Annotated in this window: 11 protein-coding genes; 6 read left to right on the top strand and 5 right to left on the bottom strand. The window is 41.7% G+C overall.

Translation table 11 applies throughout. The annotated features are described in order from the left end of the window. The first annotated feature begins 33 nt into the window (after positions 1-33). From R7F67_RS13855 to R7F67_RS13840, 4 genes are all read left to right on the top strand, one after another. The gene (locus R7F67_RS13855; RefSeq protein WP_054576995.1) at positions 34-1,911 is read left to right on the top strand and encodes a propionyl-CoA synthetase; all 1,878 of its coding nucleotides are present in this window, start codon (positions 34-36) and stop codon (positions 1,909-1,911) included. 188 nt (positions 1,912-2,099) lie between these two features. Next, a complete protein-coding gene (locus tag R7F67_RS13850; RefSeq protein WP_054576996.1) occupies positions 2,100-2,579 on the top strand; it encodes a GNAT family N-acetyltransferase in 480 nt (159 codons plus the stop codon). 191 nt (positions 2,580-2,770) lie between these two features. Next, the gene (locus R7F67_RS13845; protein ID WP_258476084.1) at positions 2,771-4,102 is read left to right on the top strand and encodes a trypsin-like serine protease; all 1,332 of its coding nucleotides are present in this window, start codon (positions 2,771-2,773) and stop codon (positions 4,100-4,102) included. A 385-nt stretch (positions 4,103-4,487) separates the two neighbouring features. Beyond that, positions 4,488-5,933: a bifunctional NUDIX hydrolase/phosphatase PAP2 family protein gene (locus R7F67_RS13840; RefSeq protein ID WP_318057227.1), complete on the top strand. Its 1,446-nt coding sequence runs from the start codon at positions 4,488-4,490 to the stop codon at positions 5,931-5,933. Between the two features lie 160 nt (positions 5,934-6,093). Here R7F67_RS13840 and R7F67_RS13835 read toward each other — a convergent pair whose 3' ends face one another. Further along, positions 6,094-6,903: a Cof-type HAD-IIB family hydrolase gene (locus tag R7F67_RS13835; RefSeq protein ID WP_258460821.1), complete on the bottom strand. Its 810-nt coding sequence runs from the start codon at positions 6,901-6,903 to the stop codon at positions 6,094-6,096. Between the two features lie 216 nt (positions 6,904-7,119). Between R7F67_RS13835 and queE the strand changes: the two genes are divergently transcribed. Beyond that, a complete protein-coding gene (gene queE, locus R7F67_RS13830) occupies positions 7,120-7,770 on the top strand; it encodes a 7-carboxy-7-deazaguanine synthase QueE (protein ID WP_005377296.1) in 651 nt (216 codons plus the stop codon). A 310-nt stretch (positions 7,771-8,080) separates the two neighbouring features. On the opposite strand, the gene queC is transcribed toward queE, so the two are convergent. The 3 genes from queC to eamB all read right to left on the bottom strand — a co-directional run bounded on the left by queC (position 8,081) and on the right by eamB (position 10,036). Beyond that, positions 8,081-8,737, bottom strand: a complete 657-nt coding sequence (queC, locus tag R7F67_RS13825) for a 7-cyano-7-deazaguanine synthase QueC (protein ID WP_258476087.1) — start codon at positions 8,735-8,737, stop codon at positions 8,081-8,083. 67 nt (positions 8,738-8,804) lie between these two features. Next, on the bottom strand, positions 8,805-9,143 hold the full coding sequence (locus R7F67_RS13820) for a helix-turn-helix domain-containing protein (RefSeq protein ID WP_149192497.1): 339 nt from the start codon (positions 9,141-9,143) through the stop codon (positions 8,805-8,807). A 308-nt stretch (positions 9,144-9,451) separates the two neighbouring features. Next, positions 9,452-10,036: a cysteine/O-acetylserine transporter gene (eamB, locus tag R7F67_RS13815; protein ID WP_047102681.1), complete on the bottom strand. Its 585-nt coding sequence runs from the start codon at positions 10,034-10,036 to the stop codon at positions 9,452-9,454. A gap of 112 nt (positions 10,037-10,148) precedes the next feature. Here eamB and R7F67_RS13810 point away from each other — a divergent pair, with 112 nt between their 5' ends. After that, entirely contained in the window at positions 10,149-11,048 is a 900-nt protein-coding gene (locus R7F67_RS13810; protein WP_258476088.1) for a LysR family transcriptional regulator, read from the top strand. A 1,232-nt stretch (positions 11,049-12,280) separates the two neighbouring features. Here the strand turns inward: R7F67_RS13810 and R7F67_RS13805 are convergent. Then, positions 12,281-13,210, bottom strand: a complete 930-nt coding sequence (locus R7F67_RS13805; protein WP_025768139.1) for a LysR family transcriptional regulator — start codon at positions 13,208-13,210, stop codon at positions 12,281-12,283. Positions 13,211-13,246: the final 36 nt, after the last annotated feature.

Genomic DNA, 13,246 nt, shown 5'->3' with positions numbered 1-13,246 from the left:
AGAGCAATGTCAGGACATACTGGAGGAAGCAATATGTCTTCATACGAAAAAGAATACTTATGGGCGAAGAATGAACCGGAGAGTTTTTGGCGCGCTCAAGCGGAGAATCTCGATTGGTTTGAATCTCCTAAAACTATCTTGAAATCTGATGAAAACGGCATAGAACGTTGGTTTCCAGATGGTGTAATGAATACGTGCTGGTTAGCATTAGATTACCATTGCGAGCAAGGACGCGGTGATAATACTTCACTCATTTATGACTCGCCAGTGACAGGTCGTAAAGCCACGTACACCTATAGCGACCTACGTGACCAAGTAGCAAAAACTGCTGGCATGCTGTCTGCTCAAGGTGTTGAAAAAGGCGACCGAGTCGTTATTTACATGCCGATGATCCCAGAAGCCGCAATGGCGATGCTTGCCTGCGCGCGTTTGGGGGCGATTCATTCCGTAGTATTCGGCGGTTTTGCTCCTAATGAGCTTGCTGTACGAATTGAAGATGCAGAGCCGAAAGTGATCATGACGGCGTCGTGCGGGATTGAGATCAACAAAGTCATTCCATACAAACCAATGGTAGACAAAGCCATTATGGACAGCCGTTGGAAGCCTGAGAAAGTGTTTGTTTTCCAACGTCCAGAGTGCGACGCTGAGCTAAACCAAGAAAGAGACTTAGATTGGCAGCGAGAGTACAAACAAGCGCTGCCACATGGTTGTGTTCCGGTGTTAGCAACCGATCCGCTCTACATACTTTATACATCGGGCACGACAGGTAAGCCGAAAGGCGTTGTGCGTGATAACGGTGGCCATGCTGTCGCGATGAAGTACTCCATGAGCGCAATCTATAACATTCCTCAAGATGGCGTCTTTTGGGCGGCATCTGATGTGGGCTGGGTAGTAGGGCACTCTTACATTGTTTACGCTCCACTGATTCACGGTTGCACTACTATCCTATTCGAAGGCAAGCCTGTTCGAACACCGGATCCTGGCGCATTTTGGCGAGTGTGTGATGAATATAAAGTAGATGCGTTGTTCTCTGCACCAACGGCGTTTCGTGCGATTAAGAAAGAGGACCCGGAAGGTGAGCACTTAAAACAGTACGACTTGTCGAATCTGAAAACCATCTTTATGGCGGGAGAACGCCTCGACCCTCCGACACTGGAGTGGGTTCAGAGCAAAGCGGACAAGCCCGTTATTGACCACTGGTGGCAAACCGAGACGGGCTGGGCCATCGCGGGCAACCCGACTGGTGTCGAAATGATGCCAGTTAAAGCTGGTTCTTCGACGAAGCCCATTCCGGGTTATCAGGTCGAGATTCTGAATGAACTTGGAGAGGTTGTCGGGCCTAACCAACAAGGCTTTGTCGCATTAAAACGTCCACTGCCACCAAGCTGTCTGCCAACGGTTTGGCGTAATCATGACCGTTTTGAAACTGGTTATCTTAGCCAATTCCCAGGCTACTACGTGTCAGGTGATGGTGGCTATCTGGATGAAGACGGTTACCTGTTTATTATGGGACGTATTGATGACGTGATTAATGTCGCGGGACACCGATTGTCGACAGGTGAAATGGAAGAAATAGTAGGAGGCCACCCAGCGATTGCAGAATGTGCGGTGGTTGGTATTCACGATGATCTAAAAGGTCAGCTTCCACTTGGTTTTGTGGTACTAAAAGACGGTGTTAAAGTGGATGAGCTAGACCTTGAAGGTGAGCTTGTTGGCAAAGTGCGTAGTGAGATAGGTGCAGTTGCTTGCTTCAAGCATGCGTTGGTTGTAGACCGTTTACCGAAAACACGTTCAGGTAAAATTTTGCGTCGAACTATACGTCAAATAGCTGATGGTGAAAAATACACCGTTCCGTCAACGATTGATGACCCAAGTAGCTTGAACGAAATTGAGCGAGTGCTACGACGCTGAGAAAAACTCATTCTAACTAACCCCTGATCCTCGAACTCTGTAGGTTGGTTCTGCCTCTGTACGTTTATTAAGTACAGGGGCCTTTTTGTTGCTCAAACAGTACAAACGTATCGTGAAAGCATTTGTGACTTGCCAATACGACGTTTTCCTCACAAACTACAGCCATTCCATTTTTAGTGACCCTTTGTATGACCGCGTTTGCGATTAAACCTGCGTGTTTTAGCGACCTAGAGTTGCTCAACGATCTTATGTTCGAGCTTCATGATGAGCATCATCTTCAATCTCCTGAGCTTTTCAAAACGGCAGAGGAGATAGAACAAGAAAAAAGCATTGCTCGATATATTGACGACCCTGAGTGCCTTGTTTACGTAGCAAAACAAGGAGATGAAATTATTGGCTTTATCTCTGGTCACTTCTGTGAACTTATTTCTACCGTCAGCCAGCCAGTTATGATGGGAAGTGTGGATGAGCTCTATGTGCTGCCTGAATATCGAAAACAAGGTACGGCGCAGGCATTGATTAATAAAATTGAGTCAACGTTCTCTGATTACGGTGCAAAACAGATGTTTGTTGAAGTATGGCATTTTAACCAGGGCGCAATATATTTGTATGAAAAACAAGGATTTGCACATCATATCCACTATTTAAGAAAACCGCTGAACGAATAATCGTATTTAACTTTAATATTGTGATTTAGGTTCTATCGAATTGAAATCATTCAGTTCGTCAATAGACTTTTCTCTATAAGTTGCTCGCAATGTTAATAAATTGATATGCACCCACATTGGTATCGGCGTTTTTGTCTGCTTGTTTATTAGTAGCACGAGGATCGTGCTTACAAAAACAAGAGGACAATATTTTGAAACTAACAAAATCGTTACTTGCTTTAGCCGTTTTGCCAATGTTCGCAAGTGCTGATGATTTGTCACAGACGCAAAATCATACTATCCAACCCCAGATCGTAGGCGGAGTAACTGCCGACCCACGTGACTGGAAATTCTACACCCAAATTGTTAGTCGTTATGGTAACCGATCATATTGTGGGGCCAGTTATATCGGGAATGGTTACGTCCTGACTGCTGCGCATTGTGTTGAGGGTGATTCTCCGAATCAGATAGCGGTTAAAATCGGTGGCGTTGTTTATAACGGTAGTGACGGTGTTCGTGCAAACGTCAGTGAGATCCATATGCACCCGGCATATCGCCGCGCGACGCTTTCTCATGACCTCGCGGTATTGAAGCTCGACTCTGTGCCTCAAGGTGTTTCTTCAGTTGAGATTGCGAATGGCAGTCTAACGCAATACGCGAGCATCGGAGATTGGCTTAGTGTTGCTGGCTTAGGGCGAACTTCTGAAGGAGGAAGCTCTCCGTCTCGATTGCAAGAGGTTGACGTCCCACTTGTGTCGGATATGACTTGCCGTCAAGCCGGTGGCAACTACACAACGGTTGGAGAAGTGTCATTCTGTGCGGGTATTCCTCAAGGTGGGATAGATTCTTGTCAGGGAGATAGTGGTGGTCCAATCGTCATTAATCGCAGTGGTGTAATTACTCAACTTGGTGTGGTCAGTTGGGGAATAGGTTGTGCTCGTCCTGGTATGTATGGGGTTTATAGCGATATCGCTGCTATGCGCAATTTTGTCGATGGTGTTATCGGAACAGTAACACCACCAAAAGAGAATGTTTCTGTTGGATACACCGCCGAACAGACACTGGCATCATTTAATGTTGGGGAGTTACAGCAACATAGCTTTGTTATCCAGAATTCAGGGAACACCACCTTCACTGTGGAAAATGTTCGCGCGTTTGCTTCGGGTGTTACTGATGCAGCTGTTATTGCCAATGATCAGTGCTCTCAGGCGACGTTAGCAATGAATGCAAGTTGTCGTGTTGATGTTGAATTTGGTGCTACTCAGAGCGGAGAAGCAAGAGTGGCTTTGAACTTCAACGTTGATAAGACCAGCACACAATACCAAGCGTTAGTATCTGCTCAAGCGAAAACGGTGACAACGCCTCCCACAGATAGCTGTACAACTGTATGGCAAGCCAGCTTAGTGTATCTCAAAGGAGATACGGTTACTTGGAATGGTAAAGTTTGGCAAGCGCAGTGGTGGACTCAAGGTGATAATCCAGCAGACTCAGGGCCTTGGGGTGTTTGGCAAAAAGTAGGCGATGCGAATTGCAAGTCTAACTAACGATCGGGCCAGTGAATTTGATTCGTTGACCATGAGATAAGATTCATTCTTGGTTTCAACGATCAGTACATAGTTATTATAACTGGGGTTTATTGTTTGCGAATAATAAGCCCTTTTTTATTGTGTCAACTATGAGAACCCACAAAATGTGTATGACTTTGTCCTGACGTTATCTTTATATAACTGGCAGAATTGCGATCAACATTTTATGTTTTGTCTGATTTTTGTCAGGTTTGCATTAAATTATTCTCCAGTGAGCGTTGAGATCGGGTTTTACGCGATCAACTCAGTTTGGCATAACTCGTTACTTAATTTTTGTCGAAAAAGATAAGATTAACTGCCATGATTCATTGGTTATCATTATGTTTATTTAAGGTCATATTTTGTGTTGAGACAGCTGTTATTACTCATCCTTTGTTTTATTTTGTTACCTGTTTCACCGATCTCTACGGCTAAAGCCACTGCGAGCGAAGTTAAAGGAGCGCTCTGTATTGTTCGCGCTGATGACAAGTTAGTGCTAGTTCATGAAGTATTAACGGATAAGATTTCTCTACCTGGCGGAACCATCATTGATGGTGAGTCTCCACAAGTTGCTGCTCAACGAGAAACGTGGGAAGAAACCGGTATAGTGGTTACGGTTGGAGAGGAGCTTGGCAGAACGGACACTGCGGTTTTTTACGACTGTATATCAGACTCTGACATTATCGCTTTTTCTATGAATAATTCTTTAGGTGGAAATGAACTGCCTATTTGGTTTGCCCCTCATTATGGAGTAGAAGTTGCGTCAGCTATGCTGCTTAGCCCATCTGAATTACCATCATCTTTATATCGTTATCCTGAGCAATGGCCACAAGCCACTCAGTTTTTTGATCAAGCTACCAAGCAATCAGTATCTTATGTGACTCAGTTGATCGAATCCGCGCCTTCATTTCGTCAGGTTGAATTGGCGTGGCTGATAGATTTACAGAGTTGGATAGGGGCGTTGTCAGAAACGAGTTACGAGGTAGCTAGTCAGATCTCGAAACTGGTTATAGACCTGACAGAACCGACGGTACTACTCTTTCTATTTCCTTTTGCCATGATGCGCTTTGGTAGCCGGTTTGTGTACCGACTCTTTTTTGCAATTAGTGCAACGTCGCTTATGGTGCTTGTCGCTCAACAAGGCTTTTCGTTACCGCGCCCACATGTCTATATACCAATGATGGAGTTAACGCACAGCTTTGGCTTTAGTTTTCCTAGCTTGCCTATCGCTGTGTGGTTTTGTGTTCTGACGTTCTTGTTTCATAGAACCCAGTATTTCGGTTTGAATGGAACAACGGCAGTCTTCGTGTTCATCACTCTTACAGTGGTGTTAGGTAAGTTTTTCCTCGGCAGTGCCTTTATTTTAGATATGTTATTTGGCGCGCTGTTAGGCAGCTTGGTGGCTTGGCATGTTCTTCGACTGGAAACAAATCAAGATGTGAACGTTGATCAAGTTCTAAGCTCAAAAGGCGTCTGGTTCATTATGACTGCGGCAACAGCGGTCATCTCCGTCATCTGGCCATTACCTGTGTTTGGTCGCTGGCTAGCAATTTTAATCACTGCATCAGCGTTGGTCATGACATTTAAAGAGTCGAAAGCACATTTAGATACTCGGCAGATGATCTTTGTAACGCTGGCATTGTTGCTTGTTGATCAACTCTATTTGTACTCGGCTATTATCGTATCGTTTAGCGGTTTGTGGTCATTAGTCTTGTCGACGTTACATTATCCATTATTAATGTTGTTATTTATGCTGCTTGCAAGGAAGCTGACTTGTGAAAACCAACCGAGCAAAACGTTGCTAGATTGATGGCTGTATTTGTTATCTATTAGTATTTGAGTAAAAACAAAGCCTTGCATTACAGCAAGGCTTTTACACGTTTAGTCCACGAAAAACGCCGCTTGCCTATCTTGGACGGCTAGGGGTGTTAAACGTAAGAAGCTTAACGCAACAGACATGGCGGAAAGGGCTATGCATTGAGCACGAACTTTTCTATAGCTTTAGCGACACCGTGCTCATCATTACTTGCCGTAATGTAGTCAGCGATTTGCTTGGTTTCTTCCATTGCATTTGCCATCGCGATACCAAGGCCAGCGTATTTCAGCATGTGGTGGTCATTTTCTGCGTCACCCATACAGATAACTTCTTCCGGTTTAATTCCCAGATACTCGGCAATTGCGGCAACACCAATACCTTTGTTGCTCGCAGGGTTAAGAAACTCAAGGAAAAACGGAGCGCTTTGAACAACCGTAAACGCTTCGCGCATTTCAGCTGGCAGTGCTGCTATAACTTCTGTTAGTTTGCTTGGCTCTGCAACCATCATAGCTTTGATGATTGGATGATCGTCTTCTAGTGATTCGAAGTTCATCTCGGTGACATTTAAGCCATTTATCTTTGCTTCAATATCGGTGTAAGAGTTGTGCTCGTTGGTGATTAAACCATGAACTTGACTAAAAGCATGGACGTACGCACCTAGCTCTTCGGCTTTTCGCGCCACCAATTTTGCAGCTTTACCATCTATGATTTGCTGGTGGATGATGTCGTTTGTGCCTACGTTCTTGACCATCGAACCGTTATAGTAAAGAACAAAATCTCGATCGGAATGGATATTCAGTTCGTCGAGCTTGTCTTGCATTCCTTCTAATGGGCGACCAGAAGCGAGAACGACAGTAACGCCTGCTTCTCGAGCTTTTGCGATCGCTTGTTTGTTTTCTTCAGAAATGGCTTTATCACTATTGAGTAGCGTGCCATCCATATCTAGTGCGATCAGTTTATACATCATTTCTTACCTTAAAGTTTTTTGGGAGCTGTCAGTGAATAAGGCTTGGTTTAACGTTAACCAGAAACCTATATTCATTACGCTATGAAACTACAAAATGGTCTATTTTAACAATTAATTTTTGGTTTAAATTGACCTAGGCACGCGTGTCCATTATGGTCTTCGCCTCGAAATGTTATGAGTTGAGTGAGTTCTGCGTTGTATAAGCTAAATGAGATGTTTGAAACCATCCAAGGGGAAGGGGTTTTTACTGGAGTCCCTGCTGTTTTTGTTCGGCTTCAAGAGTGTCCGGTTGGTTGCTCATGGTGCGATACCAAACAAACGTGGTATGCAGATGAGAATGATCAACGTCAAATAGGCGATATTCTGGTGAAAACGGAAGACTCTCCGACGTGGTGTGTTGCATCTGCCGAGAACATCGTAGAGCAATATCAACAGCAAGGCTTTAATGCTAAGCATATCGTGATTACTGGTGGAGAGCCTTGTATTTATGATCTGCGCCCTTTAACAAAGGCGTTTGAAGATATGGGGTGCCAATGCCAAATTGAAACCAGTGGCACATCAGAAGTGATTACTTCAGAAAATACGTGGGTGACAGTGTCACCAAAAGTGGCAATGAAAGGTAAATTGCCAGTGCTTAATAGCGCGTTAGAGCGAGCAAATGAGATTAAGCATCCAGTCGGCACCCAGAAAGACATCGACCACCTTGATGACCTTTTAGCAAATGCGAACGTAGCGGCCGAGACTATCATTGCACTACAACCAATTAGCCAGAAGCCTCGTGCTACGCAATTGTGTATTGATACGTGCATTGCCCGCAATTGGCGTTTGTCTGTTCAAACTCATAAATATTTGAGTATTGCTTAGACGAGAGACTCGTCATCATTCGAGGTAGCTTTTCTATCTAATTCCGGTTTCGCGAGTAATGCCGTTGGTAGCTTTGCTATCGAAACATTGTCGATATATCTAAACAATTTATAGCGTTGTAAAAGCTAAGCAGTGTTGGCTGCTGTGGTGTGGTGCTATCTTTGGTTCGACAATCGTTTCGCATTTAATTGATGCCACCAATCTGGCGGCATCAAAATGAAGCTCTGTTGGCTGGAGTTTCACGCTGAGATAAAACGTTTAGAAGCTAACGCAAAAGGTTTTATCCCAGCGCTATTACCGCTAACAAAGACTATTTGCTCGCTAAGTATTCTTCTAAGCCGCTTTGTCGCAGTAGGCACGCTGGGCATTCACCACAGCCTTTACCAACGATTCCGTTGTAACATGTTAAAGTATTGTTTTGGACAAACTCCAACATATTGTGCTTATCAGCTAGAGCCCAGGTCTCGGCTTTAGTAAGCCACATTAAAGGAGTCTTAATGTTGAAGGCTTTATCTATACCTAAATTGCAAGAGAGATTTAGAGAGCGAATAAAGTTGTCTCGGCAGTCAGGGTAACCACTAAAGTCTGTTTCGCAGACTCCCGTAATGATGTCTTGAATGCCAAGCTGGTAAGCATGGATACATGCGTAAGTAAGAAAGAGAATGTTTCTCCCTGGAACGAATGTATTGGGTACGTTAGCGTCGCTTAAGTCATTAGATACCGGAATGTTGTCTCTTGTCAGCGAGCTTATCGCTAACTCATTAATTGATTTTACATCCAGGACTTTGTGGCTTTTGATGTTAAGTTGCTTACCTAATTCGATAGCGATATCTATTTCATCTGAATGACGCTGGTCATAATCAAACGTTATAGCATGAACTTCATCATATGTATTTAATGCATCGATTAAGCAGGTCGTAGAGTCCTGCCCACCGGAAAAAACCACAAGTGCTTTTGTTGTAGCCATGTTGAACCCTTAGTTATGCTCTTTGATTCTTTGGTATTGATACGTATTCTTAGGCGTTTAATCCCAATTACGTACTCGACTTCGTGGCGATTGCGTCCGCAATCAGCTGGGCTGTGCTCTCAAGCACTCTTTGCTTGTCATCATTTGACAGCTTGTGGAGATTCACAGCAAGTTCAGCGGTGATTTTATCTTCACAAAAAAAATAGTTTAGAGGCACGTTTAGCTCATCTGCGATAAGTTTGAGCGTTTTTACGTCGGGAGTATGGCGCTCCCTTTCGTATTGATTCATCCTTGCACTTGCAGAACTATCATCCATGCCGATACGGATGCCCAGTGCTTTTTGGGACAGATTCGCTTGTTTACGCGCATGCTTAAGGCGGGCTGGGAGTGGGTTATTAAACAACACTTAAAGTTCATACGAAGGACTTGGATGACTAAGATTATCTTAGTTTTTCTGATTTGTGTATACTAAGTAATACTTAGTTATTACCGAGGTCGCCAAGGCCGTGTATGTATAGCTAAACAAGATTTCGTATCTTTAGGTTGATTAAGTGACGTTGAATCTACTTCTTCAAAAACTGCCGTATGAAGGAGTGGGAGGAGCGAGTAAGGGCACGAGAAACCGCAGCGATTTGTAGAGCAGAATTTGCTCTTCACATAAACGTAGTCGTCTAAGTTGAAGAGCAATATTGTTCTTGATGATCAACTATATACTTAAGTAAATAACTGTGTCGCACAATAGATCAGAGCTGCTGCTAAGCTCATATTGATGACTTTGCCATATCTTTGGAATTGCGATTGAAGTAGCTTTCCTGCAACGGCCCAGACTACGTTGCTAAGAAGTGCGATCAAAGCAAGAATGAGGCTAGTCGCTAAGATCCAGTAGATATTCTGAGTGTGGGGCAGTACGAACGTAGAGATAGAGGTAATTCCATAAAGAATGATTTTCACATTAACGAACTGCAAACCGAAACCTGTTAAGAAACTGATACCTTTAGAATTATCCGGTGAAGTTTTGATCTCACTCGTAGCAAGCCCCCAAGCCAACCAAACAATATAAGCTGCTCCAATCCATGTTAGCCAAGGTGTAATCACGGGCAAGAGGCTGATCATGTTATACGTGAAAGCGCCACAAAGTAGCATCAAAACAACATAGCCACAAAACATCCCCGAAATCACTTTTGTTGAGCGTTTTAGTCCATATTGCGTCGCGATGCTGAGCGATAAAATGTTGTTTGGCCCTGGTGTAATTGAAGTAATGATTACGTAAGTAAAAAATGCGGTGTAGATGGCGGTCATCTCTATCTCTCCTGTTTTTACTGCACTATACTTCGCTACAATTGATTAAAAAATTGAATAAATTAAAACTTAGACTTTTAATTTATTGAACTGTTGGTTGTGGAGTCTAGTCATGAATCTAAAACGCTTTCTTACTTTTAAAGCTATTGTTGAAGAAGGATCGTTTCTAAAAGCGTCACAGAAGCTTTATTGCACGCAATCAACCGTCACCTTTCAAATCAAGCAGTTGGAACAAGATCTGTCTTTGCAGCTGTTCGAAAAAATAGGGCGTAAGATGGTTTTGACTCAAGCAGGAGAAAAGATACTGCCTTACGTCTATGAACTGGCGCGAGTGATGGAAAATATTGAGGGAACAGCACAGCAAGAAAACTCGGAGCCGACCGGTGAATTGAAAGTGCTGGTTGCTGAGACTCAACTTGCTTATAAGATGGCTAATGTTTTAAAAGAGTTCAGGATCAGAGCGCCCAATGTTCGACTCTCTCTGCAATCACAAAATTGCTATCAGATTCGAGATGAGTTGATAGCGGATAAAGCTGATTTAGGTGTGTTTTATCGAGTAGGTAATGACGATACGCTCAAGGTCCACGAGTTTGAGCACGAGCCACTGGTATTGGTTGCTTCACCGCTTTTAAAAGGGCTAGATTTAAAGAAGAGAGAGCAACATATTGATTTAGGGTTTATAAGCAATGGCCCTAAGTGCCTTTTTCGACAGATATTTGAGAGCATTATTCAAGAGCGTGATATTAGCATCGACAACATGATCGAACTTAGCAGTATTAATACGATCAAAAATTGCGTTGAGAGTAATATTGGTATCTCTTACTTACCTCGTTTTACGGTTGAAAAAGAGTTGCAAGAGGGCAGTTTACAAGAGCTTGAATTCACCGAGTTTTCACAGATGATCAAGCCACTCTGTGCTTATCATGCTGGGAAGTGTGTGACGCCGGCGATGGAAGTCTTTATTGATTGTATGCGTAACGAGTATGAACGGTTTTCTACTCAGAGTCGGTGATCTTTAATATGTTCTATCTGACATAGCTTCGTTTTTACTCCTTTTTATTTTTTAAGTGACCACTTCTAATTTATTGATTTTTATTGCTTTGTTGTGAATCCGACTGTTGTGGGATGATAAATGGGATCTGATGTGAAGAGCTATTTATTGACGGAAAGAGATAAGATATCAAAACGACGGCGTGTGATAACTAGATTAGATAAGGTTACATAATTAACAGTGTAATAAATTCCATTCTTTATGGATTATTTTCAACGAGACTTAATTGTTACGGTTCGTTATTATTAACTCGTTAACGCATCCATTGCTAGGAAGTTAACTTACGCATATTGTTTTTTTCATCATTTGCAGCAAATATAATTTGCTGCTTTTTTTGGTTAAAAAAGTTCAAAGCTTGAACTACAAGCTCTGAACTTTTGTTTATACTTAGTGGTTTTCTACTTTAATAAGTAAAACACCGTTTAAAAGTATCGCGTAACCTAGTAACTCTAAGCTTTCTTCGACCAAGTTTTTCACGTCTCTATTGTATGAGTTCCCCATGAACTCGACCCAAAAATCACCATACCCTGCAAAGCGTGAGAATAAGAAAACAATAAAAAAGCCAATCGTTAATGTCGTGAAGCTAGAATGAGAAATGAAAAGTTTTACCTCATTTTTTATGTTAACTATGTTATTAAAACAAAAATAACAGACCGAGACTATTATAATCCAAGCAGGATACTTCCATGAACCGTGAGGGAAATACTGCTCTATGTGGTAGTCCATTTCTCTAACGAATATAACCATAAAAAATGAAGACATTATTACTAATATGTGTTTGAGTTCAAGATATTCCTTAGATTTATACAAACACATTAACGATGAAAAAAGCACAAATGCTATTTGAGTCATTTCTATAAGAGAGTTCTCCGATGTGCTTTTGTCCATTTGTACGCTAAAATAAATCGTTGCTAACGTATAAATAACCAAAAAAATAAGATAAGATATTTTATATACTAACAAACTAGTGATCGAGGTGTGTTTTTCTTTAATATACATCGTAACTTGTATAAGTGATGGATTTGTTAGTATTATAAATCAAGAGTGTTTTATATTTAGTGAATTAATCGCCATTTAGAATGGAACTTAATTCACCTAACATTAAATTTCGATGAACATTAAATATTTCTAGTTTAACTTATTGATTTTATTTGATGTTTTATTTGCTGTTAATTTTGGTTAAATAGAATTACCTAGCTTTTATTGAAATGCTTTTCCCATATTGGTGGTATGCCAATTTCTTCTTGAACGATATCAATGAATGCCCTAACCAGTGGTGATTGCTGACGGTGTGAGTACATGGCATAAATATCACCAAAATCTTGAGTTTCATATTCTGGTAAAAGTTGAACTAAATTAGAAGACTCTAGGTTGTTAGGAAGCATAAATTGACCTATAAGTGCTGCGCCCAGACCTGACTTTACGCTTTCAATTATTAGCTCAGCTTCATTTACCATGTATGACCCTGATATTGGGTATGTATCTAAACCATCTGATTTTGCTTTGTCGTAGAATTTAAGTTTATCGACAATAAAATTACCATTTGAATAAATAATAAAAGGTAGCTTAACTAACTCATCAGGCGTTTCTGGGTTACCATGTTTTTCAATTAAATTTCGAGAAGCAATGATTGCAGTCGTATTTTTTGCTAATTTTCTTGCTACCATTGATGAATCCCTCATAGGTCCGATTCGAAAAGCAATATCAAAATTACTTCTAATCACGTCTACATGAAGATCATCTAGCATTAGTTCAACACTTGCTTTTGGGTACTTATGTAAAAACTTCTCTATCGAAGGTTGTAGATAGAGTTTTCCAAATAATGTTGAGCTTGAAATTCGTACTTTCCCTGAAGGCTCAGTCTGAAAGTTCTCCGCTATTTGTTGAGTATCATCAAGGAGTTGAGATATTTGGTCTGCTTTTTCTACTATTTGCTTGCCGACTTGTGTTAATGAAAGAGAGCGAGTCGTTCTGTTTAATAGCCTAACGCCTAAGTGCTCTTCTAACTGCTTGATGTGTTTAGATAAAACAGAGCGGTCGATATTCATCCCATCTGCTGCTTTTGCAAAAGATCCAGCTTTAGAGACTTCTAAAAGCAGGTGTAGTTTATTTGCTAAATCCACAATGTTTATCCAAGTTAGATATTAGCGTATTAGTTT

This window comes from Vibrio sp. YT-17 (genome assembly GCF_033337375.1).
GTDB classification, from domain to species: domain Bacteria; phylum Pseudomonadota; class Gammaproteobacteria; order Enterobacterales; family Vibrionaceae; genus Vibrio; species Vibrio alginolyticus.
Note: the sequence above shows the minus strand (reverse complement) of the source record. Positions and strands in the feature narration are given on the sequence as shown.